Origin of the sequence: Micromonospora sp. NPDC048909 (assembly GCF_040649635.1) — a bacterium.
In the GTDB taxonomy this organism is placed as follows: domain Bacteria; phylum Actinomycetota; class Actinomycetes; order Mycobacteriales; family Micromonosporaceae; genus Micromonospora.
The window spans coordinates 307424-333494 of record NZ_JBEZFU010000003.1; the positions used below are offsets into that span (position 1 = coordinate 307424).

General features: G+C 73.2%; 26 protein-coding genes. 12 read left to right on the forward strand and 14 right to left on the reverse strand.

The window, feature by feature from the left end; all coding sequences use genetic code 11:
- The first annotated feature begins 3 nt into the window (after positions 1 to 3).
- Positions 4 to 819 (forward strand): CbiX/SirB N-terminal domain-containing protein, encoded by an 816-nt coding sequence (locus tag AB0C04_RS10770; protein ID WP_357052234.1) that lies wholly within the window; start codon positions 4 to 6, stop codon positions 817 to 819.
- Between the two features lie 96 nt (positions 820 to 915).
- Here the strand turns inward: AB0C04_RS10770 and AB0C04_RS10775 are convergent, their stop codons facing one another.
- The gene (locus tag AB0C04_RS10775; RefSeq protein WP_007072794.1) at positions 916 to 1173 is read right to left on the reverse strand and encodes a WhiB family transcriptional regulator; all 258 of its coding nucleotides are present in this window, start codon (positions 1171 to 1173) and stop codon (positions 916 to 918) included.
- Between the two features lie 445 nt (positions 1174 to 1618).
- Positions 1619 to 2569 (reverse strand): diacylglycerol kinase family protein, encoded by a 951-nt coding sequence (locus AB0C04_RS10780; protein WP_357051475.1) that lies wholly within the window; start codon positions 2567 to 2569, stop codon positions 1619 to 1621.
- 43 nt (positions 2570 to 2612) lie between these two features.
- On the opposite strand from AB0C04_RS10780, the gene AB0C04_RS10785 reads away from it, so the two are divergent.
- Entirely contained in the window at positions 2613 to 3032 is a 420-nt protein-coding gene (locus AB0C04_RS10785; RefSeq protein ID WP_350871659.1) for a hypothetical protein, read from the forward strand.
- 15 nt (positions 3033 to 3047) lie between these two features.
- Here the strand turns inward: AB0C04_RS10785 and AB0C04_RS10790 are convergent, their stop codons facing one another.
- From AB0C04_RS10790 to sodN, 3 genes are all read right to left on the reverse strand, one after another.
- Positions 3048 to 3452, reverse strand: a complete 405-nt coding sequence (locus tag AB0C04_RS10790) for an ATP-binding protein (RefSeq protein WP_357051479.1) — start codon at positions 3450 to 3452, stop codon at positions 3048 to 3050.
- A gap of 32 nt (positions 3453 to 3484) precedes the next feature.
- Entirely contained in the window at positions 3485 to 3940 is a 456-nt protein-coding gene (locus tag AB0C04_RS10795) for a GNAT family N-acetyltransferase (protein WP_357052237.1), read from the reverse strand.
- Positions 3941 to 4005: 65 nt separating this feature from the next.
- The gene (gene sodN / locus AB0C04_RS10800; protein WP_357051482.1) at positions 4006 to 4410 is read right to left on the reverse strand and encodes a superoxide dismutase, Ni; all 405 of its coding nucleotides are present in this window, start codon (positions 4408 to 4410) and stop codon (positions 4006 to 4008) included.
- An 82-nt stretch (positions 4411 to 4492) separates the two neighbouring features.
- Between sodN and AB0C04_RS10805 the strand changes: the two genes are divergently transcribed.
- From AB0C04_RS10805 to AB0C04_RS10815, 3 genes are all read left to right on the forward strand, one after another.
- A complete protein-coding gene (locus AB0C04_RS10805; RefSeq protein ID WP_357051485.1) occupies positions 4493 to 4843 on the forward strand; it encodes a S24 family peptidase in 351 nt (116 codons plus the stop codon).
- A gap of 140 nt (positions 4844 to 4983) precedes the next feature.
- The gene (locus tag AB0C04_RS10810; RefSeq protein ID WP_357051488.1) at positions 4984 to 6162 is read left to right on the forward strand and encodes an NADP-dependent malic enzyme; all 1179 of its coding nucleotides are present in this window, start codon (positions 4984 to 4986) and stop codon (positions 6160 to 6162) included.
- Between the two features lie 111 nt (positions 6163 to 6273).
- On the forward strand, positions 6274 to 7236 hold the full coding sequence (locus tag AB0C04_RS10815) for a zinc-binding dehydrogenase (RefSeq protein WP_357051490.1): 963 nt from the start codon (positions 6274 to 6276) through the stop codon (positions 7234 to 7236).
- Positions 7237 to 7385: 149 nt separating this feature from the next.
- Here the strand turns inward: AB0C04_RS10815 and AB0C04_RS10820 are convergent, their stop codons facing one another.
- Together AB0C04_RS10820 and AB0C04_RS10825 are read right to left on the reverse strand one after the other, a co-directional pair.
- Entirely contained in the window at positions 7386 to 8348 is a 963-nt protein-coding gene (locus tag AB0C04_RS10820) for a chlorophyllase (protein ID WP_357051493.1), read from the reverse strand.
- A gap of 199 nt (positions 8349 to 8547) precedes the next feature.
- Positions 8548 to 9435: an alpha/beta hydrolase gene (locus tag AB0C04_RS10825; RefSeq protein ID WP_357051496.1), complete on the reverse strand. Its 888-nt coding sequence runs from the start codon at positions 9433 to 9435 to the stop codon at positions 8548 to 8550.
- A gap of 157 nt (positions 9436 to 9592) precedes the next feature.
- Between AB0C04_RS10825 and AB0C04_RS10830 the strand changes: the two genes are divergently transcribed.
- A complete protein-coding gene (locus AB0C04_RS10830; RefSeq protein ID WP_357051498.1) occupies positions 9593 to 9766 on the forward strand; it encodes a hypothetical protein in 174 nt (57 codons plus the stop codon).
- A 50-nt stretch (positions 9767 to 9816) separates the two neighbouring features.
- Here AB0C04_RS10830 and AB0C04_RS10835 read toward each other — a convergent pair whose 3' ends face one another.
- The 7 genes from AB0C04_RS10835 to AB0C04_RS10865 all read right to left on the reverse strand — a co-directional run bounded on the left by AB0C04_RS10835 (position 9817) and on the right by AB0C04_RS10865 (position 20071).
- A complete protein-coding gene (locus AB0C04_RS10835; RefSeq protein ID WP_357051501.1) occupies positions 9817 to 10935 on the reverse strand; it encodes an acetate kinase in 1119 nt (372 codons plus the stop codon).
- Positions 10932 to 13007 carry a phosphate acetyltransferase gene (gene pta, locus AB0C04_RS10840; protein WP_357051504.1) on the reverse strand — a complete coding sequence of 692 codons (2076 nt, stop codon included), beginning with the start codon at positions 13005 to 13007 and terminating at the stop codon, positions 10932 to 10934. Before pta ends, AB0C04_RS10835 begins: the two co-directional genes overlap by 4 nt.
- Before the next feature lie 160 nt (positions 13008 to 13167).
- Positions 13168 to 13347 carry a DUF6104 family protein gene (locus AB0C04_RS10845; RefSeq protein ID WP_350871677.1) on the reverse strand — a complete coding sequence of 60 codons (180 nt, stop codon included), beginning with the start codon at positions 13345 to 13347 and terminating at the stop codon, positions 13168 to 13170.
- Positions 13348 to 13453: 106 nt separating this feature from the next.
- The gene (locus AB0C04_RS10850; protein ID WP_357051507.1) at positions 13454 to 17233 is read right to left on the reverse strand and encodes a multifunctional oxoglutarate decarboxylase/oxoglutarate dehydrogenase thiamine pyrophosphate-binding subunit/dihydrolipoyllysine-residue succinyltransferase subunit; all 3780 of its coding nucleotides are present in this window, start codon (positions 17231 to 17233) and stop codon (positions 13454 to 13456) included.
- A gap of 269 nt (positions 17234 to 17502) precedes the next feature.
- Positions 17503 to 18327, reverse strand: coding sequence for an ABC transporter permease (locus tag AB0C04_RS10855; RefSeq protein WP_357051510.1), 825 nt, complete (start codon positions 18325 to 18327; stop codon positions 17503 to 17505).
- Positions 18324 to 19259 (reverse strand): ABC transporter ATP-binding protein, encoded by a 936-nt coding sequence (locus AB0C04_RS10860; RefSeq protein WP_357051513.1) that lies wholly within the window; start codon positions 19257 to 19259, stop codon positions 18324 to 18326. The genes AB0C04_RS10855 and AB0C04_RS10860 overlap by 4 nt, the downstream gene beginning before the upstream one ends.
- 149 nt (positions 19260 to 19408) lie before the next feature.
- Positions 19409 to 20071 (reverse strand): hypothetical protein, encoded by a 663-nt coding sequence (locus tag AB0C04_RS10865; protein WP_357051516.1) that lies wholly within the window; start codon positions 20069 to 20071, stop codon positions 19409 to 19411.
- A gap of 162 nt (positions 20072 to 20233) precedes the next feature.
- Here AB0C04_RS10865 and AB0C04_RS10870 point away from each other — a divergent pair, with 162 nt between their 5' ends.
- The 6 genes from AB0C04_RS10870 (at position 20234) to AB0C04_RS10895 (ending at position 26016) form a co-directional block, all read left to right on the forward strand.
- Positions 20234 to 21013: a GNAT family N-acyltransferase gene (locus AB0C04_RS10870; protein WP_357051518.1), complete on the forward strand. Its 780-nt coding sequence runs from the start codon at positions 20234 to 20236 to the stop codon at positions 21011 to 21013.
- Complete coding sequence (locus AB0C04_RS10875; protein ID WP_357051521.1) at positions 21010 to 21942, forward strand: lysophospholipid acyltransferase family protein; 933 nt, start codon at positions 21010 to 21012, stop codon at positions 21940 to 21942. Before AB0C04_RS10870 ends, AB0C04_RS10875 begins: the two co-directional genes overlap by 4 nt.
- 92 nt (positions 21943 to 22034) lie before the next feature.
- The gene (locus tag AB0C04_RS10880) at positions 22035 to 22868 is read left to right on the forward strand and encodes a DUF4097 family beta strand repeat-containing protein (protein WP_357051524.1); all 834 of its coding nucleotides are present in this window, start codon (positions 22035 to 22037) and stop codon (positions 22866 to 22868) included.
- The gene (locus tag AB0C04_RS10885) at positions 22865 to 23539 is read left to right on the forward strand and encodes a PadR family transcriptional regulator (RefSeq protein ID WP_357051527.1); all 675 of its coding nucleotides are present in this window, start codon (positions 22865 to 22867) and stop codon (positions 23537 to 23539) included. The genes AB0C04_RS10880 and AB0C04_RS10885 overlap by 4 nt, the downstream gene beginning before the upstream one ends.
- Positions 23540 to 23761: 222 nt before the next feature.
- Positions 23762 to 24463: a response regulator transcription factor gene (locus AB0C04_RS10890; protein ID WP_350871692.1), complete on the forward strand. Its 702-nt coding sequence runs from the start codon at positions 23762 to 23764 to the stop codon at positions 24461 to 24463.
- Positions 24460 to 26016: a HAMP domain-containing sensor histidine kinase gene (locus tag AB0C04_RS10895; RefSeq protein WP_357051530.1), complete on the forward strand. Its 1557-nt coding sequence runs from the start codon at positions 24460 to 24462 to the stop codon at positions 26014 to 26016. The genes AB0C04_RS10890 and AB0C04_RS10895 overlap by 4 nt, the downstream gene beginning before the upstream one ends.
- The last annotated feature ends 55 nt before the right edge of the window (positions 26017 to 26071 follow it).

The window sequence follows — 26071 nt, forward strand, 5'->3', positions numbered from 1 at the left end:
GCGGTGGCGGCGCGCCCGTGCGCCGACCCCGTCGTCCTGGTCGCGCACGGCAGCCGTGATCCGCGGGCTGCCGCGGCGACCAGGGCACTGGCCCGGGCGGTGTCGGCGGCCCGCCCGGGCACCCCGGTCTCGGCGAGTTGGCTCGATCACACCGGCCCCGGCCCGGCCGAGGCGCTCCGGGCGCTGGCCGCCGCCGGGCACCCGAGGGTGGTGCTGGTCCCGTTGCTGCTGACCGCCGCCTACCACCGTCGGGTGGACATTCCGGCGGCGGTCGCCGAGGCCCGGGTGGCGGCGCCGGACCTGGCGGTGCGGGTGACCGATGTGCTGGGACCGGCCGACGGGGTGGTGGACCCGGGCCTGCTGTCCGGCCTGCGGCGCCGGTTGGCGCAGGCGGAGCCGGGTCGGTTCGACGCGCTGGTGCTGGCCGCGGCGGGCACCCGGGATCCGCGGGCGCGGGGCTCGGTGGGGCGGGTCGCCGCCGCCCTCGGCCTCGCCTACGGCGTGCCGACCCGGGTGTCGTACGCCTCGGCGGCGCCGCCGGCGGTCGGCGCGGCGGTCACCCGGCTGCGGGCGGACGGCGCCCGTCGGGTGGCCGTGTCGGCGTACTTCCTGGCCCCCGGCCTCTTCCACGACGCGGTGACGATGTCGGCGGGCGCGGCCGGCGCGGTCGCCGTCGCCGCCCCGCTCACCGACGCCCCGGAGCTCGCGGACCTGGTGCTGCGCCGGGTCGACGCCGCACTGGGCCAACCGGGCGGGCTGGTCCGGCCGGGCGTGCTGGCCCAGCCGGCTGCGCTGGCCTGGCCGGGTACGCCGGCTTGACGGAGTGCGCTGGGTTGACGGAGTGGGCCGGCGGGGCCGGGACAGCAGAACGCCCCGCCGGGTCGGGCCCGGCGGGGCGTGCAGCTGTGTCGGTGGTCAGGCGGAGTGAGCGCGCAGCACCCGGAGGCCGCCGCGACGCTTCACAGCGCGCCGCTCCTCCTCGCTCATCCCGCCCCAGACGCCGGCGTCCTGACCCGACTCGAGCGCCCACTGCAGGCACTGGTCGGTCACGGAGCAGCGCCGGCAGACGGCCTTGGCCTGCTCGACCTGCAGCAGAGCCGGACCGGACGTCCCGATCGGGAAGAACAGCTCCGGGTCCTCGTCGCGGCAGACAGCATGGTGACGCCAGTCCATGGCGGCAACACTCCTCATTCTGGATGGGTGGCAAATCGTGCTTCGGTGCTTTTCCTATATGCATCAGCAATGCCGGTCGTTACGGTTCGCGTCCGACTATTCGGCATTGCGTGAGCAGGCTGTTGGCCCCGGGGACCTGCTGGAACTGCTCAACCTGCCGAGCATATCCAGGCAATGTCCCGGTAACTCAAGTTCGCTTGTGAATACTTTCACGAACTCACACGATGTCAAGGGTGACGCTCAGAAAAACCTCCGTGCGGTGAGCAAGCCCACAACCCTTTTGTCCCGGTTCCAGAGCGCTCTGGTTACCCGGCGTACCACAGTCGAGGATCAATATAGTACAGTCCGCATGACATTGCTGACATTTCCGGCACCTGCCCCTCGGTGTGGCGGCCGTCGCGTCGGCGGGATCACGGCCGCGTCAACCAAGGGCAGTACCCGAGACCTAGCAGATTACTCTCAGTGCGGCGGGAATGGATGCGAATCTAACTTTCTCCCGCTCACCCAGGTAGTCGCCATCCAGCTGGAACGCCTGCGGACGGCTGGAGACCAGCGTGAACTCCGCGACGTCGTGCAGTCGCAGCACCTGCTTGCCGCGCGGGTCGGGGCGCGTGGACAGGAATTGGGTCACCGTCCGTGTCGTACTCGGCACCCGAAGCTGGCGTAACGCCAGCACGTCCAGGCCGAGGTCGAAGGACGCCTCCGGGTTCGGGTTGATCTCCCGGTCGCCCAGGTACGTCCACGGTGCCGTGTTCTGGATGATGACCGTCGCGAGCTCGTCCTCCGCCGGCTCACCCGGCCGCTCCAGGCTGACCGCCGGATGCCGACGGTCCGAGGCGAAGAAGTACTGGCTGAGGATGGCGCGCAGGTAGAGGCTCGGGCTGGACACCCGTCCCCGGCGGCGGGCCTGCTCGACCCGGTGGATCACCGCGGCGTCGACCCCGAACCCGGCGCAGAAGGTGAAGTAGCGGTCGTCGGCGCGACCCAACCCGATCGTGCGGTAGCGGCCCAGCCGCAGCGCCTCCAGGATCATGCTGGTGCCCTCCGGCCACTCCCGGGGCAGGCCCAGCGCCCGTGCGAAGACGTTGGTCGAACCGCCCGGCACGGTCGCGAGAGCCGGCAGCCGCTCGGCCGGTGAGAGAGCGCCGGGCACGGTCGGCGGCTCCGCGGCCATCAGCCCGTTGACCACCTCGTTCACCGTGCCGTCGCCACCGAGGGTGACGACGACGTCCACCCCCTCCTCGGCGGCCTCCCGGGCCAGCGCGGTGGCGTGCCCGCGTCGGCGGGTGTACCGCACGGAGAGGTCGACTTCGCTGCGCAGCGCCCGGACCAGCACGTCCCGGCTGCGTTCGCTGGTGGTGGTGGCCTTCGGATTGACCACCAGGACGGCCCGCATGGGCGGCACTGTACCCCCCGGTAGCCCGGGTATCGTGGCGCGCGTGACCATCGACTCGGACCCGATTCCCGTCACGCTCCGCTGGGCGGTGCGGCTGCTGCGCGCCGAGGCGGTGGCCGTCGGGCTGATCGCCGTCTGGCTGCTCTGGGCCGACCTGACCGCCGACACCACCGCCGGCCTCACCTCGGCGTTGCTGGTGACCGTCTTCACCGTCGGCGCGGCGGCGGCGCTCTGGGCGCTCGGCGGGGCGCTGGCCCGGTGCCGTGCCGGGGCGCGCGCCCCGGCGATCGTGCTCCAGCTGATGCTGCTGCCGATCGGCTGGTACATGATCCAGGGTGGTCTGGGCTGGCTGGGCGTACCGCTGATGGCGCTCGGCCTCGGGGTCAGCGCGCTGCTGTTGAGCCCGCCCACCAACCGCGCGCTGGGCTTCGCCGCGCCCGGGGAGCCGAGCGCCGGCCGGTAACCGGCCGGGCGGCGGTCAGTAGCCGGAGCGGCGGGTGAGCAGCGAGATGGTCGCCCGCCCGTCGGCGGCGGTGGCGGACGCCGCAGTGGTCAGCGCGGTGAGCACCTTCCAGGCGAACGACGACTCGGCGGGGAGCGTGGCGCCGCGGACGGTCGGCACGGTCACCTCGACGGTCAGCGCGTCCTCGGTCACCGAGAAGCGGCACTCCAACTCGGCGTCCCGGGTGGCGATGGCGAGCAGCATCGCGCACGCCTCGTCGACGGCGATGCGCAGATCCTCGATCTCGTCGAGGGCGAACTGCAGCCGGGCCGCGAGACCGGCGGTGGCGGTGCGGAGCACCCCCAGGTAGCCGCCGTCGGCGGGCACGGTGAGGTGCACGATGTCGTCGTCGGTGGCCGACTGGCCGGTCAGTTGAGTCACCACTCATCCCCCCGGTCGGGGACTCTACCCGGTCAGGCGGACGGGTGGGTGGGGGCCGCCGCCGCCTGGCGGGCCAGCCCGTGCAGCGCGTCCCCGCTGAGCCGGTAGGGGACCCACTCGTCCATCTTGTCGGCGCCGATCGCGGCGTAGAAACCCGCCGCCGGATTCCAGTCGATCATCCACCACTCGAGCCGGCGGTAACCGCGCTCGACGCAGATCGCGGCGAGGGTGGCCAGCAGCAGTCGGCCCGCACCGGTGCCCCGGGCCGTCGGGCGGACGTAGAGGTCCTCCAGGTAGATGCCGTGCACACCGGCCCAGGTGGAGAAGTTGAGGAACCAGAGCGCGAACCCGACCGGCTGGTCGTCGGCGTCGACGGCCACATGCCCGAAGAGCGCCGGCGCCGGGCCGAACAGGGCTGCGTCCAACTGCTCGGCGGTCAGGTGGCACTGCTCGGGCGCCCGCTCGTACGCCGCCAACTCGTGCACCATCGCGACGACGGCCGGCACGTCCGTGGGACGTGCCGGCCGGATCGTCGGTGCCTCGGTACCGAGGGTCACGCCTTCTTGGTCTCCCAGAAGATCTTGGAAATCTCGTCGATCTTCTGCAGCAGCTGGTCGGCGGTGGCCGGGTCGAGGCTGCCCTTGACGCCGCCGGAACCGGCGAGCTTCGTGGCCTCGTTGAAGAGCTGGTGCAGCTGCGGGTACTTCTCGAAGTGCGTGGCCTTGAAGTAGTCGGTCCAGAGCACCCAGAGGTGGTGCTTGACCAACTCGGCCCGCTGCTCCTTGATGATGACCGCGCGGGTGCGGAACTCCGGGTCGGTGTTCGCCTGGTACTTCTCGCAGATCATTTTGACCGACTCGGCCTCGATCCGGGCCTGGGCCGGGTCGTAGACGCCGCAGGGCAGATCGCAGTGAGCGCTCGCGGTTACGCGGGGCGTAAGGATGCGTGGAAGTCGCATCGGGATCCTCCATGGGAAGTTTGCGATGATCCAAGCCGACATTACTCCTGGAGGGGCTCCCCGACCGGGTGGAGGTGAAACCATGCAGGAAGATCACACCGCCCGGGTGCCCCGGCTGCGTCGGCCACTGAGCGCCGTGCTGGTGACCGGCCCGTCCATGGCGCCCACGCTGCGCCACGGAGACGCCGTGCTGGTGCGGCCGGGCGGCCGTCGGGTCCGCCCCGGCGACGTCGTGGTGGCGGTCTTCCGCAGCCGCCCCGAGTTGCTGGTCGTCAAGCGCGCCGTGCGGCAGCAGGACGGTGGCTGGTGGCTGCGCGGCGACAACGACCTGGTCACCGACGACTCCCGGGCGTACGGCGTGGCCGACGTCCACGGCCGGGTGGTGGCCCGCTACTGGCCGCGCCCCGGACGGGTACGGCCCCGGCCGTTATGACCCTGCTCACATCCGAGGGGCAGTGCCGACACTATGCTCGGAAGTGCCCGGGTGACCCCCCGCACCGCGTGCCACCGCTCGCCGCCCACCTCGCGCCCGAGTCGGCCGCCCCATCTGCTCGACAGATCTTGGAGTCACCAATGTCTTCGTCCATCGTGGACCCCGCCGATCCCGTCTTCCGGCTGCACCGGGGCGGCAAGATGGCCGTCACCTCGACGGTGCCGCTCACCAGCCGGGAGGACCTCTCCCTCGCGTACACCCCCGGGGTGGCCCGGGTGTGCGAGGCGATCGCCGCCGATCCGGCCCTGGCCGCCGACTACACCTGGGCCGCGCACGCCGTCGCGGTGGTCACCGACGGCTCGGCGGTACTCGGGTTGGGCAACATCGGGCCGCGCGCCGCGCTGCCCGTGATGGAGGGCAAGGCGGTGCTGTTCAAGCAGTTCGCCGGCGTCGACGCGGTGCCGGTCTGCCTGGACACCCAGGACGTGGACGAGATCGTGGCGACGGTGCGGGCGCTGGCGCCCTCGTTCGGCGGGATCAACCTGGAGGACATCAGCGCGCCGCGCTGCTTCGAGGTGGAGCGCCGGCTCGACGAGGCGTTGGACATCCCGGTCTTCCACGACGACCAGCACGGCACCGCGATCGTGGTGCTCGCCGCGCTGCGCAACGCCGCGGCGCTGCTCAACCGCAAACTCGGCGACCTGCGGGTGGCGGTCAGCGGGGCGGGCGCGGCCGGTGTCGCGGTGACCAGGATGCTGGTCGCCGGCGGGGTGAACCCCGACCAGGTGGTGGTCTGCGACTCGAAGGGGATCCTGAGCCGGCAGCGCACCGGCCTGACCGGGACGAAGGCCGAGCTGGCCGCGACGACCAACGCCGACGACCGCGCGGGCGACATCACCGAGGCGCTGCGCGGCGCGGACGTGCTCATCGGCGTCTCGGGCGGGCAGATCCCGGAGGCGGCGGTGGCCGGGATGGCCCCGGGTGGCATCGTCTTCGCGCTGGCCAACCCCACGCCCGAGGTGCACCCCGAGGTGGCCGCCCGGCACGTGGCGGTGGTGGCCACCGGGCGCAGCGACTACCCGAACCAGATCAACAACGTGCTGGCCTTCCCGGGTGTCTTCCGGGGCGCGCTGGACGCCCGGGCGACCCGGATCACCGACGCGATGAAGGTGGCCGCCGCGGACGCCATCGCCGGCGTGGTCGCCGAGGCGCTGACCGCCGAGGCGATCGTCCCGTCGCCGTTGGACCCGCGGGTCGCCCCGGCGGTTGCCGAGGCGGTGGCCGAGGCGGCCCGCCGCGACGGTGTCGCCCGCGCCTGACCCGGCGGTGCGGGCGCCTGCTCCGGCCCGCCTCTGATCCGACCGATCGGCCCCGGCCGCCGCGCCGCGCGGTGACCGGGGCCCTTCTGTGCGGCCGATCGGCTTGTTACCGTGCCGATCATGCGTGCTGCCTTCGTCTCCCGCTTCGACGACGCCAACCCGCTCGCCGCGCTCGCCGTGGGCGAGCGGCCCGAGCCGGACCATCCGGGCGAGGACTGGGTGACCGTGCAGGTGCGGGCCAGCTCGCTCAACCACCACGACCTCTGGTCGCTGCGCGGGGTCGGTCTCGCCGAGGCGCAGCTGCCGATGATCCTCGGCTGCGACGCCGTCGGGGTGGACCCGGAGGGCAACGAGGTGGTCGTCTACCCGGTGGTGCCGACCCCGGGTGACCCGCGCGGGGTCTCCATCCTCTCCGAGCACTTCCCCGGCACCTTCGCCGAGCGGGTGGCCGTGCCGCGGCCCAACCTGGTGCCGCTGCCCGACGGGTTGTCGCCGACCGACGCCGCCTGCCTGCCCACCGCCTGGCTGACCGCCTGGCGGATGCTCACCACGAAGGGGCGGGTCGAGGACGCCGACGCCGTTCTGGTGCAGGGCGCCGGCGGGGGCGTCGCCACGGCGGCCGTCGCGCTCGCCGTGGCGATGGGCAAGCGGGTCTACGCGACCAGTCGGGACGCGGGCAAGAGGGACCGGATCGCCGCCCTGGGCGCGACGGCGGTCGAGCCGGGGGCCCGGCTGCCGGAGCGGGTGGATGTGGTGATCGAGACCGTCGGGGCGGCCACCTTCGACCACTCGCTGAAGTCCGCCGCGCCGATGGCCCGGATCGTGGTCTCCGGGGCGACCGCCGGCCACGAGCCGAAGGTCAACCTGCGCCGGGTCTTCGCCATGCAGTTGGAGATCCTCGGCACCTCGATGGGCACCCCCGGCGAGCTGTACGACCTGCTCGCGTTCTGCGCGGACCGGCAGGTGCGTCCCGTGGTGGACAGCGTGATCCCGTTCAGCGGGGTCGAGGAGGCGTTCGCCCGCCTGCACGGCGGCGAGGCCTTCGGCAAGGTCGTCCTGGACCACACCGCCTGACCCGCGCCGGCCGCGGCCGGCCTCGCAAGTCCGCGCGCCGCGACCGGCCTCGCAAGATCCGCGCAACTTCAGAGAAAGAGTGGCCTCCCGACGCCGGAAGGCCACTCCTTCCGGGAAAGTGCGCGGATCTTGAGCCGGGGCGGCGGTTGTCAGAGGTGGTCGTCGAAGGTGGCCAGGTCGTCGCGGGCCGCGTCGGAGGAGATCCGACCCTTGGCCGCCGCGTCGCCGTAGAGCGACCAGCGCAGGAACTCGACCGTGGTGTCCGAGACCAGGCGCAGCGACGCGCCGTCGGCCAGCAGCGCCCGGCCGTGGTCGCCCTTGGTCAGGCTGAGCATCGCCTTCGGCCACGGCACCGCGTCGTACACCGCCTTGCCCGCCGCGTACTCGACTACCTCGTCCCGCTCGCCGTGCACGAAGAGCTGCGGGGCGGCGGCCCCGGCGAACGCGGTGCCCACGCCCAGGGACGTACCGGCGAACACCACGCCGGCGTCCAATCGCTCGTCCCGTCCGCCGGTGAAGAGACCGACGGTGGTCACCCCGCCGGCCGAGTGCCCGGCTGCCGCCACCCGGTCGCCGGCGAGCCGACCGCGCAGCGGGTCACCCGCCTTGCCGTCCAGCGCCAGCACCTGGGTCAGGACGTACGACACGTCGGCCGGCTGGTTCAGCACGTCGAGCACGTTGCCGTCGGCACCCCGGGCGGTGTGCGGAAAGGTCGGCGCGGCCACCACGAACCCGGCCGCCGCCCAGCGGGTGAGCAGCGTGGCGTAGTCGGCCGGCCGGCCGCCCAGGCCGTGGCTGAACATCACCACCGGGAACTTCCCGTCGGCCGCGGTCGCGGAGCGCTCCGGCGTACCACCGGCCCGCCCGGTCGCCGGATACCAGACGGTCACCGGCAGCGGCCGGCCGTCGCGGTCCAGCTTCAGCTGCCGTACGCCGACCGCGAAGCTCTTCGCCGGCGCGGTGCCGGCGGGCACCCGGGGAGCCGGCGTGGCGCTGCGCGGCGGGTCGACCGGGACGCGGTTCTCGGTGGCCGGGGCGTCCCCGGAGCAACCCACCAGGCCGGCCGTGAACAGGGTGGCGGCGAGCAGGGCGGGAGCGCGGCGGCGAGACATGAAATCGATTGTGCCCGCATCGCCCGACCGCCGGGACGGTAACCCACCCGCCCCGCCCGCCCCGTGCCGCCGCCCACTCCCGTCGATCATGCAGTTGTGGTGCCGGAAAAGGTATGGCAAGCCCGGTTTGCGAGGCACCACAACTGCATGATCCACGCTGCGGGGTGGGCGGGGGTTGGGGGCGGGGGTTGGGGGTGGGTCAGGGGGCGGGGCGGGAGGTGTAGGTGGTGAGGGTGGGGGAGTGGGCGTCGGCGGGGAGGCGTCGGGCGGCGGCCGGGTCGTCGTAGAGGGTCCAGCGGAGGAAGTCGGTGGTGGTGGCGAGGACCTGGGCGAAGCCCGGCCGGCCGGGGGTGAGGTACTCACCGTGGCCCTGCCCGAGCAGGCTGAGGAACGCGGCCGGCCCGGAGGTGCGGTCGTACGCGGCCCGGCCCACCGCCACCGGCACCACCGGGTCGGCGGTGCCGTGCACGAAGAGCAGCGGGGCGGCCGGTCCGGCGAAGCTGCCGGCGAGACCGCCGCCGGCGATGACCACCCCGGCGCGCAGCCGGGTGGAGTGCCCGGCGGCGAACATCCCGGCGGTGGTGAAGCCGCCGGCCGAGTGGCCGGCCGCGGCGAAGCGGGTCACGTCGAGGTGCCCGGCGAGCGGGTCGCCCGGGCCCTCGGCGAGCCGGACCAGGTGCCGGATCACCCGCCAGCCGTCGGCCGGCTGGTGGCGGACGTCGGCCCGGGTGAAGTGAGCCGCACCCCGCCGGGTGTGCGGGTAGGCCGGCGCGGCCACCACGAAGCCCGCGGCGGCCCACCGGCTGGTCAACCCGGCGTGCAGCTCCGGCAGGCTGTCCAGCCCGTGGCTGTAGACCACCACCGGGAACTGTCCGGCGGCCACCTCGCCGCCCGCCACGGGATACCAGACCGTGACCGGCAGGGGGCGCGCCGAGCGCGGGTCGAGGGTGAACGTGCGCACGCCGACGGCGTACGTGCCCTCGGGTGCCCGGCGCGCCGGGGCCGTGCCGCCGGTCGCGGCGGTGGCCGGTGCGCAGCCGGTGAGCAGCGCCGTCACCAGCACGGCCGCCAGCCGCCTCGCCCCCATGCGTCCACGGTAGGTGGCCGGCCGCCTGTCGCGTCCCCACCGTCCGGCTCCGGTACGCCCACCTTCTCGGCCGGAACCGCTCCACCGCCCGGTCCGACCCGTGGGCCACGGCCACGCGGGACGGCCGGGCTCGACCGGCTTCGCTAGGGTCACCTGCATGTCTGAGAACTACAGCGACCCGAGCGGCAACACCGAGGCGTTCCGGGCGTTCGTCAATCCCGCGGAGGCCGACGCGCCCGCCGCCACCGCCAACCGGATGCCGATGGTGCTCGGCGCCGCCGTGGTCGCGGCGCTGCTGCTCGCCCTGGCCATCTGGCTCGCGGTCGCCTGATCCCCGGCGGCTCGCAAGCCGCGGCGGTCGGGCGGCCCAGCCGAACCTCGTCAGCTCGCCCGGGCGGTCACCTCGCGGGCCGCGCGGGCGATCTCGCCCTCCTCGTCGGTGCCGATCACGCAGACCGCGACCTCGGCGCCCTCCGGTGAGATGAGCCGGTCGCCCTCGCCGGCGTTGCGCGCCGGGTCCACCGCGATGCCGAGCCGGTCCAGGCCGGCCAGGGCGGCGGCGCGCACCGGGGCGGCGTGCTCGCCGACCCCGGCGGTGAAGGTGACCGCGTCGACCCGGCCGAGCAGCGCGTAGTACGCCCCCACGTAGCTGGTGATCCGCCGGCAGTAGACGTCGAAGGCGAGCGCCGCCGCCGGGTCGCCGGCCGACCGGCGCTTCAGCACCTCGCGCATGTCGTTCGCACCGGCCAGCCCGAGCAGCCCGCTGCGGTGGTTGAGCAGGTCGTCGATGTCGTCCACCGAGAACCCGCCCTCGCGGCGCAGGTGGAAGACGACGGTCGGGTCCAGGTCGCCGCTGCGGGTGCCCATCACCAGGCCCTCCAGCGGGGACATGCCCATCGAGGTGGCCACGCTGCGACCGCCGGATACCGCGCAGGCGCTGGCCCCGTTGCCCAGGTGCAGGGTGATGGTGTTCAACTCCCCGTACGGTCGGCCGAGCAGCTCGGCGGTGCGGCGGGAGACGAACGCGTGCGAGGTGCCGTGGAAGCCGTACCGGCGGATGCCGTACCGCTTGGCGACGTCGCGCTCGATCGCGTAGGTGGCGGCGGCCTCCGGCAGGGTGCGGTGGAACGCGGTGTCGAAGACCGCGACCTGCCCCACGCCGGGCAGCGCCTGCCGGGCCACCTCGATGCCGGCCAGGTTGGGCGGGTTGTGCAGCGGGGCCAGCGGAACCAGGTCGTGGATCGCGGCCAGCACCTCGTCGTCGATCAGCACCGGCTCGCCGAACCGCTTGCCGCCGTGCACCACCCGGTGTCCCACCGCGGCCAGGCCGGTGAGGTCGAGCCCGGCGAGGATCTGCCGGACGGCGGTCTCGTGGTCGGCCGGCCCGCCCCCGGGCTCACCGATCCGTTCCACCGTGCCCCGGTCCCGTACCTCGTCGCCGTCGTAGAGCCGGTACTTCACCGATGACGACCCGCAGTTGAGCACCAAAATCCGGCTCATCCGGTCTCCCCGTCCGTCGCGGCGGCCTGGATCGCGGTGATCGCCACCGTGTTGACGATGTCCGGCACGGTGGCGCCCCGGGACAGGTCGTTGACCGGTCGGCGCAGGCCCTGCATCACCGGCCCGACGGCGACCGCCCCGGCGGAGCGCTGCACCGCCTTGTACGTGTTGTTGCCGGTGTTCAGGTCGGGGAAGATGAACACCGTCGCGCGGCCGGCGACCGGGCTGCCCGGCAGCTTGGTGGCGGCGACCGCGGGGTCGATCGCGGCGTCGTACTGGATCGGCCCCTCCACCAGCAGCTCGGGGCGGCGCTCCCGGACCAGCGCGGTGGCCGCCGCGACCTTCTCCACGTCGGCGCCCGCACCCGAGCTGCCGGTCGAGTAGGAGAGCATCGCCACCCGCGGCTCGATGCCGAACCGGGCCGCGGTGTCCGCCGACGAGATGGCGATGTCGGCGAGCTGGGCGGCGTCCGGGTCGCGGTTGACCGCGCAGTCGCCGTAGACCAGCACCCGGTCGGCGAGCAGCATGAAGAAGACGCTGGAGGCGACCGAGACGTCGGGAAGCGTACGGATGATCTCGAACGCCGGGCGGATGGTGGCGGCCGTGGTGTGCGTCGCCCCGGAGACCATGCCGTCGGCGTATCCGGCGCGCACCATCATGGTGCCGAAGTAGTTGGGCTGGGCCACGATGTCGTGCGCCAGCTCAGCGGTGACTCCCCGGTGCGCACGCAACCCGGCGTACTCGGCGGCGAACCCGTCCCGCCACTCGCTGGTGACCGGGTCCACCACCTGCGCGTCGCCGACGTCGACGCCGAGCTCCCGGGCCCGCCGGGCGATGTCGTCGGGCCGGCCGAGCAGGGTCAGCTCGGCGACGCCCCGGCGCAGCAGGATCTCCGCCGCGCGCAGGATGCGCTCCTCGGCCCCCTCGGGCAGCACCAGGCGCCGGGGACGGGCGCGGGCCCGGTCGATCAGCTCGTTCTCGAACATCAGCGGGGTGACCCGGTTCGAGCGGCTGACGCTCAGCCGCCGGGCGAGGTCGTCGGTGTCCACGCAGCGTTCGAAGGCGCCGAGCGCGGCCTCGACCTTGCGCGGGTTGGCCGCGCTGGGCCGACCCTCGATCCGGCTGGACGCGGCCACCGTGTCGTAGCTGTCGGTGCGCACGGAGAGCACCGCGAGGCCGGTGTTCAGCTCCTCCACCAGCCGCATCACCCGCGGGTCCGGTTGCTCGCCGAGGGTGAGCACCAGACCGGCCAGGGAGACCTGCCCGGCCACGTGCGCGGCGCTCGCCGCCACCAGCAGGTCGGCCCGATCTCCCGGGGTGATCATCAGCGCGCCCGGGGTCAGGTGGTCGAGCAGGATCGGCACGTGGGCCGCGCCGACCACGTAGGCGAGCACGTCCCGGCCGAGCGCGCTCTCGTCGCCGGCCAGCAGCGTCGCGTCCAGCGCCGTCGCCACCTCGGCCACCGTGGGCGCCGACACGCTCGGCACCTCCGGGATGGCGTACGCCGGGACGGGCAGTTCCGGCAGCGTCATCGGGCCGGAGACCCGGTTGGCCATCACGGCGAGCACGGTCGCGCCCAGGTCGGCCAGGTCGTGGTACGCGCCGCGGGCCGCCGCCGCGACGGCCGCGGGTTCCTGGCCGAAGCCGTCCACCACGGGCACCACGACGCTGCCGAACTCGGTGGCCAGCCGGGCGTTGAACGCCAGCTCACGGGGGCGGGCCGGGTCGCCGGTGTCGTCGAAGTCGCTGCCCACCACGACCACCGCCGGGCAGCGCCGTTCCACCGCCCGGTAGCGCTCGACGATGCGGGAGATCAGCTCCTCGCGGCGGCCGTCGGCAACCAGCGTGGTGGCCTCGGCGTAGGTCGCCCCGGCCAGGTCGGCCGGCGGCAGGTCGATCCGGTAGCGCTCGCTGAGCAGGGCGAGGATCGAGTCCGGGCCGGCGCCGGAGATCAGCGGCCGGAACACCCCGATCCGTCCGACCTGGCGGGAGAGCAGCTCGGCCAGGCCGAGGGCGATGGTCGACTTCCCCCCGCCCGACCCCACGCTGGTCAGATACACGCTGCGCGCCACGCACCCACCCTAGAAGATCGCACCGCCCACCAACCGGGTCCTTCGCCCCACCCCTTCCCCGTTGATCCCGTTCAAGAGATCCGCGTCAGGTCCGAGATCAAGGATGACGCAGATCTTTGATCAACGGGACGGGAGAGGGGGCCGGGGCGGGGGCCGGGGGTTAGTCGTCGTCGGGGTCGTCGAGGCGGGCCAGGTAGGTGGCCAGGCGTTCGATGGGGGTCTCGAACTCGGGGTTGAGGTCGACGAAGTCGCGCAGGCGCTCGGCGAGCCACTCGACGGTGACCTGCTCGTCGCCCCGGCGCTCGACCAGCTCCTCGATGCCACGGTCGGTGAAGTACATCGGTACGTCCTCGTGCTCGGCCCGGCTCCGCCGGGCGGGTGGACCGACGGAGCCGGGGCAGGACCGTGGTGGCGGCCCTGCCCCGGCTCTCGGCGGTGCGGTCAGGTCACGGGCGGGGGAGGGCCGCCTCGATCAGCGCGTTCTGCTCGACCTCGTGCATCTTGGCCGAGCCGACCGCCGGGGCGGCCGCCGCCGGGCGGGAGATGCGGCGCAGCCGCACGTCCGCCAGGTGCTCCAGCAGGTTGAGCGCGACGAACGACCAGGCGCCCTGGTTGGCCGGCTCCTCCTGCACCCAGGCGAAGTCCTCGGCGTTCGGGTACTGCGCCAGCGCGGCCCGGATCTCCTCCACCGGCATCGGGTAGAGCTGCTCGATCCGCAGGATCGCGGTGTCGGTGACCCCCCGCTCCTGTCGGGCCTGGAACAGGTCGTAGTAGACCTTGCCCGAGCAGAGCAGCACCCGCTTCACCTGCTCCGGCGCCGGGGCCGCGGTGTCGGCCAGCACCGGCTGGAAGGTGCCGGTGGTGAAGTCCTCGACCGAGGAGACGCAGAGCTTGTGCCGCAGCAGCGACTTCGGCGTGAACACCACCAGCGGCTTGCGCTTCGGCGACAGGGCCTGGCGGCGCAGCAGGTGGAAGTAGTTCGCCGGGGTGGTCGGGATGGAGACCCGCATGTTGTCCTCGGCGCAGAGCTGGAGGAAGCGTTCCGGGCGGCCGGAGGTGTGGTCCGGGCCCTGGCCCTCGTGCCCGTGCGGCAGCAGCAGGGTCACCGCGGAGCGCTGGCCCCACTTGACCTCGCCGGAGGAGATGAACTCGTCGATCACCGACTGGGAGCCGTTGACGAAGTCACCGAACTGGGCCTCCCAGGCGACCAGCGCGTTGATGTTCTCCACCGAGTAGCCGTACTCGAAGCCCATCGCCGCGTACTCGCTGAGCAGCGAGTCGTGGACGAAGAACCGGGACCGCTCGCCGTCGGCGGTGAGCGACTTCAGCGGGAGGTAGTCGTCGCCGGTGCGGGCGTCGACGATCGAGGCGTGCCGCTGCACGAAGGTGCCGCGCCGGGAGTCCTGACCGGCGAGGCGGACGGTGACCCCGTCGTGCAGCAGCGAGCCGAACGCGATGATCTCGCCGTAGCCCCAGTCGATGTTGCCCTCGACGGACATCTTGGCCCGCCGGTCCAGCAGTTGCTGGATCCGCTTGTGCGGGGTGAAGCCCTCCGGCAGGTTGACGTGCGCCTCGCCGATGGCCCGGACGACGGAGGGGTCGGTGGCGGTGTCGACCTGCGGCTCCGGTTCCTCCTCGCGGCGGGGCCGGCTGAGCTGCCGGGGCGTCGAGGCGGCGTCGCGGGTGGCCTTGAAGACCCGCTCCAGCTGTGCCTGGTAGTCGCGCAGCAGCTCCTCCGCGTCCTCCACGGTGATGTCGCCGCGACCGATCAGCTCCTCGGTGTAGAGCTTGCGCACCGAGCGCTTCGAGTCGATGATCTTGTACATCTGCGGGTTGGACATCGACGGGTCGTCGCCCTCGTTGTGCCCGCGCCGGCGGTAGCAGACCAGATCGATCACGACGTCCTTGTTGAACGCCTGCCGGTACTCGAAGGCCAGCCGGGCCACCCGGACCACGGCCTCCGGGTCGTCGCCGTTGACGTGGAAGATCGGCGCCTGGATCATCCGGGCCACGTCGGTGCTGTAGAGGCTGGAACGCGAGTATTCCGGGGCGGTGGTGAAGCCGACCTGGTTGTTGACGACCACGTGCACGGTGCCGCCGGTGCGGTAGCCACGCAGCTGCGACAGGTTGAGCGTCTCGGCGACCACGCCCTGCCCGGCGAAGGCGGCGTCACCGTGCACCGCCAGCGGCAGCACGGTGTAGCCCTCCAGCTTGAGGTCGATCCGGTCCTGCTTGGCCCGGACGATGCCCTCCAGCACCGGGTCGACCGCCTCCAGGTGCGACGGGTTGGCCACCACGGAGACCTTGACCGAGTGCCCGCCGTCCGGGGTGGTGAACTTGCCGTTCTGGCCCAGGTGGTACTTCACGTCGCCGGAGCCCTGCGTCGAGCGCGGGTCCAGGTGCCCCTCGAACTCCGAGAAGATCTTCTCGTACGGCTTGCCGACGATGTTCGCGAGCACGTTGAGCCGGCCCCGGTGCGCCATCCCGATGACGACCTCGTCGAGCCCGCCCTCGGCGGAGCACTCCAGCACCTCGCCGAGCAGCGGGATCAGCGACTCGCCGCCCTCCAGCGAGAAGCGCTTCTGGCCGACGTACTTGGTCTGCAGGAAGGTCTCGAACGCTTCGGCGGCGTTGAGCCGGTTGAGCACGTGCTTCTGCTCGTCCGGGGCGGGCTTGGTGTACTTGCGCTCGATCCGCTCCTGGATCCAGCGCCGCTCCTCCGGGTCCTGGATGTGCATGTACTCGATGCCCACCCGCCGGCAGTACGAGTCGCGCAGCACGCCGAGGATCTCGCGCAGCTTCATCCGCCGCTTGCCGGCGAAGCCGTTGACCGGGAACTCGCGGTCGAGGTCCCACAGGGTCAGCCCGTGCTGGAGCACGTCCAGGTCGGGGTGCTTGCGGATGGTGAACTCGAGCGGGTCGGTGTCGGCCATCAGGTGACCGCGCACCCGGTAGGCGTGGATCAGCTCGTGCACCCGGGCGGTCTTGTTGATCTGACCCTCGGAGTTGACCGCGACGTCGCGCACCCAGCGCACCGGCTCGTACGGGATCCGCAGCGACGTGAAGATCTCGTCGTAGAAGCCGTGCTCGCCCAGGATCAGCTCGTGCATGACCTTGAGGAACTCGCCGGACTGCGCGCCCTGGATGATCCGGTGGTCGTAGGTGCTGGTCAGCGTGATGACCTTGCTGACCGCCAGCTCGGCCAGGGTGGCCTCGGACATGCCCTGGTACGGCGCCGGATATTCCATCGCGCCGACGCCGATGATCGCGCTCTGCCCCTGCATGAGCCGCGGCATCGAGTGCACGGTGCCGATACCGCCGGGGTTGGTCAGCGAGATGGTGGTGCCGCCGTAGTCCTCCATGGTCAGCTCGTTGCGCCGGGCCCGGCGGACCACGTCCTCGTACGCCTGCCAGAACTGCCGGAAGTCCATCTGCTCGCAGGCCTTGATGGAGGGGACCACCAGGTTGCGGGTGCCGTCCGGCTTGACCAGGTCGATGGCGATGCCGAGGTTGACGTGTTCCGGGCGGACCACCGCCGGCTTGCCGTCGACCTGGGCGTAGGAGTTGTTCATCTCCGGGTGCTGGACCAGCGCCCGGACCATCGCGTAACCGATGAGGTGGGTGAAGCTGACCTTGCCACCGCGCCCGCGGGCGAGGTGGTTGTTGATCACGATGCGGTTGTCGACCAGCAGCTTGGCCGGGACCGCGCGCACGCTGGTCGCGGTCGGCACGCTCAGCGAGGCGTCCATGTTCTGGACGATCTTCGCGGCGACGCCGCGCAGCGGGGTGGTCTGCGGGCCGGTGGCGGTCGGTGCGGTGGCCGGCTTGGCCGCCGCCTTGGCGGGTGCCGCTGCCTTGGCCGGTGCCGCCGGCTTGGCGGGAGCGGCCTTGGCCGGCGCGGCGGGCGCGGCGGCCTTGGCGGGCGGCGCGGCCTTGGCGGCCTTGGCGGGCTCGGGCCGGGCCGGTGCCGGCGCCTCGGGCTGGGTGACCGTGGCCACCGCCTCCTGCTGCTCCGCGGGCTCCGGCGCGGCGGCGGTGTCCGGCTGGCCGTCCGGTCGCGGAGTGCCGGCGCCGGGCGCCGGGCGGTAGTCGGCGAAGAAGTCGTGCCAGGCCGAGTCGACGCTCTTGGGGTCGGCGAGGTAGCGCTGGTACATGTCCTCGACGATCCACTCGTTCGGGCCGAAACCCGCCAGTGGGTTCTCCTGCGATGTCTGCTGGGTCGACACGGCCGCTAATCGCCTCTTTCACGCGGGTTCTGGGTGTCACGCGGATCCCCGGCGGCCCCGGTTCCCGGGCCCGCACGAGACGGCTCCAAGGCTACGCCGTACAGATCCCGCAGGCATTTCCGCCTCCGTCGGGTGGTCCGTTTCACAGAAGATGCCAGAAGTTCGGTAAGCGCTGCGCGTCCCATTGACTCCTGCTATGGGCGACGGCCCCAGGGCGGTGGCGTGCCACCACCACCCCGGGGCCGTCGTGACCAGCGGGAACGCGCCGGTCAGGAGATGTCGCGCCGGCGCAGGGTCAGGCTGCCGACCACCCCGGCGACCACCGCGTACCCGATCAGCACGACGGCGCCCGCCCAGCGCGGCGGGTTGCCCGGGATCTCGGCGCCGGTGACCATCAGCGACGACGCCAGCGACGGCACCAGCAGCTGAAGATCGTTGATCCAGTCGCCGAACCGGGTGGCCAGGATGCTGATGGCGATCGCCGCGCCGATCGTGCCGCCCAGGTAGAGCAGGATGCCGGTGACCGTGGCGCCGATCTGGCTGCGGATCAGCACGCCGAGGCCGACGCCCAGGATCCCCCAGAGCAGGTACGCCAGGCCGTTGAGCCCGATCGCCTCCCAGGCCGCGGCGTTGTCGAGCTGCGTGCCGACGCCGACGGCGTTGAGCACGGCCGCCCCGGCGATCAGGTTGAGCCCGGTGGTGACCACCCAGAAGAGCAGCGCCAGCAGGGCCGCGGCGGCCAGCTTGGCGGCCATCACCGCGCTGCGGTGCGGCGACGTGAGGAACGTGGTGGTCACCGTCTGGTGGAAGAACTCGCTGGTCACCACGATGATGCCGAGCAGCATCACGATGAGCAGGCCGAAGAACTGCCCGGTGGTGAAGAGGTTCGCCGACAACGCGTCCGGGTGAGCCGCCGCCGCCAGGGTGTCGACCTGGTCGGGCGGCACCTCGCCGAGATCCCCGTTGGTCAGCGTGTCGGCCTGGAGCCAGTTGATCAGCAGGGTGAGCGCCCAGAGCGGCAGCGAGATCAGCGCGAAGATCCACCAGGTGCTGGTGGTACGGATCTTGGTCAGTTCGGCTCGGACCAGGTTCATCGGATGCCCGCCTTTCCGGCCGTCAGCTCCAGGAAGACGCCTTCCAGGTCGGGGCGTTCCGTGGTGAGTTCGTGCAGCTCGACCCCGGCGGCCAGGGCCGCCCGGCCGATCGCCGGAGCGTCCACCCCGGAGACCAGCAGGTTGCCCTGCTCGTCGGTGTCGACGGTGGCCGACTGGCCCTTGAGCGCGGTGGTGAGCGCCTCGGCCTGCGGGGTGCGGACCCGGACCCGGCCACCCTGCGCCATCGAACCGATCACCTGGTCGACGGGGCCCTGCCGGACCAACTGCCCGGCCGCGATGATCACCACGTCGTCGGCGAGCAGCTGCATCTCGGACAGCAGGTGGCTGGAGACCAGCACCGTCCGCCCCTCGTGGGCCAGGTTCTTCAGGAACCCGCGCATCCACCGGATTCCCTCCGGGTCCAGGCCGTTGGCCGGCTCGTCGAGGATCAGCACCCGGGGGTCGCCGAGCATCGCGGCGGCGATGCCGAGCCGCTGCTTCATGCCCAGCGAGTAGCCCTTGAACTTGCGCTTCGCGGCCGGGGTCAGCCCGACCAGGGCGAGCGCCTCGTCGGCCCGCTGCTTCGGCAGCCCGGCCGCCGCGCAGATCACCCGCAGGTGGTTGATGCCGGTGCGGCCCTTGTGCGCGCTGGACGCCTCCAGCACCGCGCCGACGTGCCGCAACGGCTCGACCAGGTCGGCGTACCGGGCGCCGCTGATGGTGGCCGTGCCGCTGGTCGGCGTGACCAGGTTCAGCAGCATGCGCAGGGTGGTCGTCTTGCCGGCGCCGTTCGGGCCGAGGAAGCCGGTCACCCGACCCGGCTCGACAGTGAAGGACAGGTTGTTGACCGCCCTGACGTTCTTGTACTGCTTCGTCAGGCCGGACACCACGATCTGACCGTCGCTGGTGGGGCTTCGCTGCCCGTCAGACATCGTTCTCCTCCCGTGCGGGTGGCGTCGAGGTACGCCGTTGCACAGCGTGGCGGGCGAGCGCAACAAGGTCAATCAGGCGCGGTCGGTACTTTCGCCTCCGCCTCAGGCAGGACCCCACTCATCCTCAGGGACGACGGGCGCGCCGCCGGTCAGGCCGCGCCGGGCGGCAACGCCACCCAGGTCGCCCGGGCGCTGGCCAGCAGCGAGCCGTCCGGTCCGTACAGGCTGGTGTGCACCCGGGCCTTGCGGCCCTCGACGTCGACGGCGACGCCGGTCACCACGCACTCGGCGCCCGGCGCGGGCAGCGCGTCGACCAGCGCGGCGATCCGGCCCAGCACGTACGGCCGGCCGGGGGCGATCACGGCCCAGCCGCCCGGGCAGTCCAGCGCCGCCCAGACCGTGGCCGGGCTGACCTGCTCGGGTGCCCGGAACGGCGCGGCGGTCCGGCCGTCCGGCAGCCGGCCGGGGAAGATCCGCAGCCCGTCCGGCCGGCGGGGGCCGCAGACGAAGCAGCCGGGGAAGGGGTGGTCGACCAGCCCGGGGTAGGCCGCCGACGCGTCGGTCGCGGTGCGGGGGTGCACCGGCGGCACCACCGCGTCGAACCGGTCCGTCGGGCGCACCTCGGCGACCACCAGCCCGGCCGGGTCGCGGACCTCGCCGTCGGCCAGGACCAGCGGGGTGTCCAGCGGCGGCGGCCGGCGCAGCGTCACCTCGACCGGCCCCGCGCCGCCCGCGGCCGCCGCGAAGACGCCGGCGCTCCAGCCGCCGTTGCCGGAGCCGGGCGGCCCGTTGTAGCGGGATTCGATGCGCATCGGCGACCTCCGGGTGGGCGGGGGTCCGGCGTCGTCGCCGGGGCCCGCCCGGCAGCCTCGCACGACTCGATCTGGCCTGCGTACACGGGCCGCCGACCGGCGTTCACCGGATCGACACTCCTCGCCGTGTGGTTGGCAACCCGGGGGCCCTACACAGATCCCATGGCCGTTCTGCACGCCGCTGGGGCACCCCTGACGACCAGCGGCTACACCCTGCTGATCGCCGACGACCCGACCACGGTCGCGGCCGCGCAACGCCTGCGCCACGAGGTGTTCGCCACCGAGCTCGGCGCCACCCTGCACCCGGGCGTCGACGGGCTGGACGTGGACCCCTTCGACCCGTACTGCGACCACGTGATCGTCCGGCAGGAGAGCACCGGCGACGTCGTCGGCACGTACCGGCTGCTGCCGCCCGGCCGCACCGATCGCCGGTACGCCGCGGCCGAGTTCGACCTCGCGGCGCTCGACCCGCTCCGCGACGACCTGGTCGAGGCGGGCCGTTCCTGCGTCCACCCGGACCACCGCACCGGCGCGGTGATCAACCTGATGTGGGCCGGCATCACCCGCTACCTGCACCTGCGCGGCTCGCGCTGGCTCGGCGGCTGCGCCTCGGTGCCGGTGACCGACGGCGGCCGGGCGGTGGCCGAGGTGTGGGCCCAGGCGCAGGCCCGCCACCTGGCGCCGCCGCCGCTGCGGGTCCGTCCGCTGCGGCCCTGGTTCGCCGAGCCGGCCGCCGCCGTCGACCTGGCGGCCGGTGACGCCGAGCCGGCCGGCCGGGCCACGGTTCCGCCGTTGCTGCGCGGCTACCTCCGGCTCGGCGCGTGGATCTGCGGCGAGCCGGCGTACGACCCGGACTTCGACTGCGCGGACTTCTACGTGCTCTTCTCGCTGGACCGGATGAACCCGCGATACCTGCGGCACTTCCTCGGGGAGCAGGCATGAGCGCCGTCCCGTACGACCTCTGGCGGCCCTCGTCCGGCTGTGACGAGCAGTGCCTGCCGGCGGCCGGCGACGTGCCGGCGGTCCCGCTTGCCCTGCGGCTGGGCCGGCTGCTCGCCGGGGCCGGGATGCTGCTGCTCGGGGCCCTGCTGGCCGCGCTGTTGCCGGTGCTGCCCACCGCGGACGGCCAGGCCGCGGTGCGGGCCTGGGCCCGGGGGACGGCCCGAGCGTTCGGGGTACGCCTGGTCGTCCGCGGCCGGCTGCCCCGGCGGCGGGCGCTGCTGGTCGCCAACCACGTCTCCTGGCTGGACATCCTCGCGGTGCTGGCGGTCGCGCCGGCCCGGATGGTCGCGAAGCGGGAGGTCCGCGCCTGGCCGCTGGTCGGGCAGGTGGCCGCCGCGGCGGGCACGGTCTTCGTGGACAAGTCCCGGCCACGGCAGCTGCCGGTCACCGTGCGCCGGGTCGCCGACGCGCTGCGCGCCGGGCGGGCGGTCGCGGTCTTTCCGGAGGGCACGACCTGGTGCGCGGGGGACGGCGTGCGGGACTGCCGCCCCGGCGGTGGCTTCCGGCCGGCGATGTTCCAGGCGGCGGTCGACGCCGGCGCGCCGGTCGTGCCGCTGCGCATCGGCTACCGGAGCGCGGCGACCGGGGCCGGCACCACAGCTGCCGCGTTCCTCGGCGAGGAGACCCTGCTGCGCTCGGTGCGCCGGGTGGTCGCGGCCCGGGAGCTGGAGGTCATCGTGACCGTCGCCGCCGCGTTGCACCCGGCCAGGGGCGCGGACCGCCGGGGGCTCGCCCGGGCCGCCGAGTCGGCCGTGCACCTGGTGCCCGCCGTCCCGACGGTCCCGCCGCCCTCGACCGGCGAGCCGGTCCCGCTGCCGAGCCTGCTCGTGCCGGAAGGCCCGGCTCAGGAACTCGACCTGGCGGCTTGACGACATCGCGACAGTCTTGTGCTGTCGCGATGTATCGCGTTACTGTTCGTCCCGTCGGACGCGCCGTCGGCGTGTCCCGAGGGGAGGACGCCATGACCGGTTGGACGGTCGACAGCCCGCAGCGGCTCACACTCGACGGCCCGGTCAGCCGGCTGGACGTCCGGCTGTTCAGCGGGCGGCTGAACGTGGTCGCCACCGATGGGCCGGCCCGGGTCGACATCACCCGGGTGGGGCGCCGGCCGGTCCTGGTCGAGCAGCAGGGCGGGTGGCTCTCCGTCCGGCAGGAGCGGACCCGGCGCTGGTCGGACCTGCTCTGGTGGATCGGGCCGTTCGGCCGGTGGCCCCGGGTGGACGTCTCGATCGCGGTACCCGCCGACGTGGCCGCCGACCTGCGCCTGATGGACGGCTCGCTGGTCGTCTCGGGTCTGCGCCGGCGGACCCGCGTCGATGTCACCTCCGGGCAGATCACCCTGATGGCGCTGCGCGGCGAGACCTCGGCGAAGATCGTCTCCGGGCCGGTGGAGGCGCTCGGGGTGGCCGGCGACCTCAGCATGCAGACGGTCTCCGGCGAGGTGATCCTGGCCGACAGCGCGGCCGGGCAGGTCCGCGCGCAGACCGTCTCCGGCTCGATCACCTGCGACCTGGACAACCCCCGGCGCAGCGAGATCCGGCTGCACACCATCTCCGGCAGCATCACCGTCCGGGTCCGCGAGGACAGCGACCTCGCCGTCCGGCTGCACACCACCGCCGGCCGGATCACCAGCGGCTTCCCCCAGGTGCGTACGGAGTCGGCGATCGGCTCGGTGACCAGCAGCGAGGGGGTCATCGGGGCCGGCGAAGGTAAGCTCTGGGCATCCGCCACGTCCGGCAGCATCGCGTTGCTCGCCCGTCCGGTGGGCGACGACGAGGAGGATGAGCTGCGATGACGGCCGTCTTCAGTCACGGGCGGCTCCGGCTCTACCTGCTCAAGCTCCTCGACGACGGGCCGAAGCACGGCTACGAGCTGATCCGGCTGTTGGAGGATCGCTTCCTCGGTCTCTACGCGCCCAGCGCCGGCACGATCTATCCCCGGCTGCAGCGAATGGAGGCGGAGGGGCTGGTCAGTCACACCGCCGCCGGTGGCCGCAAGACCTACGAGATCACCGACGCGGGCCGGGACGAGCTGCGCCAGCGGGCCGACGAGTTGGCCACCCTGGAGTCCGACATCGCCGCTTCGGTGCAGGACCTCTCCACCCTCGCGGGGGAGATCCAGACCGAGGTACGCGGTTCGGTCCGCGACCTCAAGCGAGAGCTGCGGGAGGCCGCCCGGCAGACGCGGCAGGCTCGGCGGAACCGGTGGGACACCTCGCCCTTCCCCGCCGGGCCGCCGTTCGGCCCGGCGGAACCCGGATCGGGCGAGTTCGGGCCTGGGTCGCAACCCCGGCCGGGGACGAGCACCGAGGCGGGCCTGCTCGCCGAGTTCGACCAGCGGTTGGCCGCCTTCACCACCGAGGTGGGTCGGCTGGTCCGGGCCCGCCGGTTCAGCGACTCGCAGCTGCGTACCGCGATCCGGTTGATCGACGGCGCGCTGGAGGGGCTCCGCCGGCTGCTGCGCTGACCGGCCCGGCCGTTGCCCCGGCCGACGCGATCCGGCAGGATCTCGACGAGCGTGACACCGACCGGTCCTCGACGGCCGCGTGGTGTCCCGCCCGATCGGGCCGACCGTCCGGCACCCGCGCCGCCGCACCTGGAGCGGGCCGGCCCGGCACCCCGGCGGCTCACAGCCTTTTTCCAGGGAGCGTCCAGCGCGGGCGCAGCCGGAGCGCGGAAGATGGGGGCCATGCCGGCTACCCAGACCGAGGCGCGACTGCTCGTCGTCGAGGACGACCCCAACATCCTCGAACTGCTCTCCGCGAGCTTGCGGTTCGCGGGCTTCGACGTGGCCACCGCGACCAGCGGCAGCGCGGCGCTCAACGCCGCCAAGGACCATCGGCCCGACCTGGTGGTGCTCGACGTGATGCTGCCCGACCTGGACGGGTTCGAGGTCATCCGGATGCTCCGCGAGGGTGGCACCCGCACCCCGGTCGTCTTCCTGACCGCCCGGGACGCCACCGACGACAAGATCCGCGGCCTGACCCTGGGTGGCGACGACTACGTCACCAAGCCGTTCAGCCTGGAGGAGCTGACCGCCCGGATCCGGGCGGTGCTGCGCCGCACCAGCAGCGGTGAGCCGGCGCCCTCCCGGCTCACCTTCGCCGACCTGGAGCTGGACGAGGAGACCCACGAGGTCTACCGGGCCGGCCAGCGGGTGCAGCTGTCGCCGACCGAGTTCAAGCTGTTGCGCTACCTGATGCTCAACGCCAACCGGGTGCTCTCCAAGGCGCAGATCCTCGACCACGTCTGGAACTACGACTTCCGCGGCGACGACAACATCGTCGAGTCGTACATCTCCTACCTGCGGCGCAAGGTGGACACCACCCAGCCCCGGCTGATCCACACCCTGCGCGGAGTCGGGTACGTACTGCGCAAGCCGGCGGCGTGAACGCGGTCGCACAGGCGAAGGGGCGACTGCGGAGCGTACCGCTGCGGGTGAAGCTGGTCACCGCGGTGCTGGCCCTGGTCGCCGCCGCCCTCCTGGTGATCAGCTCGCTGACCACCTTCTTTCTCCGCAGCTACCTGGTCGGTCAGGTGGACGGGCAGCTGCAGAGCGCCAGCCAGACCCTGGCCCCGCTCATCCCGGCGCTGCGTGCCCGCCAGGTCAACGCGATGCTGCCCAGCGACTACGTCGTGGTGATCGCCGGCCCGAACTCGGTGTCGCAGCCCAGCTACGACGACATCTCGCTGGATCCGCAGCAACTGCCCCGGTTCCCCACCGACGTGGCGGGGTTCGCCGCCCGGGAGGGGGAGCCGTTCAACGCCACCTCGCAGGACGGCCGCACCCGGTGGCGGGTGTACTACACGGCGCTCCCGCAGGACGAGGTGCTGGCGGTCGGGCAGCCGCTCACCGACGTCGACCGGGCGGTGCAGCGACTGGTCTGGATCGACCTGCTGGTCGGCGGGTCGGTGCTGATCCTGCTCGCCTCGATCGGCGCCGCGATCGTGCGGACCAGCCTGAAGCCGCTGGTGGAGATCGAACGGACCGCCGCCGCCATCGCCGGCGGCGACCTGAGCCGGCGGGTGCCCGACCCGGAGGAGGGGCAGGAGTGCCCCACCTCGGAGCTGGGTCGGCTGTCCCGCGCGCTGAACGCGATGCTGACCCAGATCGAGGCGGCCTTCACCGCCCGGGCAGCCTCGGAGACCGCCGCCCGCTCGGCCGAGGTCGCCGCCCGGGACGCGGCCGTCTCCGCGCAGGCCTCCGAGGCGCGCGCCCGGCGGTCGGAGGAGCGGATGCGGCAGTTCGTCGCGGACGCCTCGCACGAGCTGCGTACGCCGCTGACCACCATCCGCGGCTTCGCCGAGCTGTACCGGCAGGGAGCGGCCCGCGCGCCGGAGCAGACCGCCGGGCTGCTGCGCCGGATCGAGGACGAGGCGGCGCGGATGGGACTCCTGGTGGAGGACCTGCTGCTGCTCGCCCGGCTGGACCGGGAGCGGCCCATCACGCTGGCCCCGGTCGAGCTGCCGGTGCTCGCCAGTGAAGCCGTGCAGGCCGCCCGCGTGGTCGCGCCGGAGCGGCGCATCGAGCTGGAGATCGCCCGCGGCTCCGGCCCGCTGGTGGTCTACGGGGACGACGCCCGGCTGCGGCAGGTGATCGGCAACCTGATGACCAACGCCCTCACCCACACCCCGCCGGACGCCTCGGTCACCCTGCGGCTGCGGGCCGAACCCGGCAACCTCGCCGTGCTGGAGGTGGCCGACACCGGCCCCGGGCTCTCCCCGGAGCAGGCCGAGCGGGTCTTCGAGCGGTTCTACCGGGCCGACGCGGCCCGTACCCGCCGGGCCGACGGCAACACCGGCACCGGCCTCGGCCTGGCCATCGTGGCCGCCCTGGTGGGCGCGCACCACGGCATGGTCGAGGTGGTGGAGACCCCGGGCGGCGGGGCCACCTTCCGGGTCCGGCTGCCGCTGCTGCCGGACGCCGACGAGAGCGGCGAGTGACTTTCAGCCAACTTCCAGCCCCGTTCCAGGCTGGTCGCAGTGCCAGGGGAGAAGG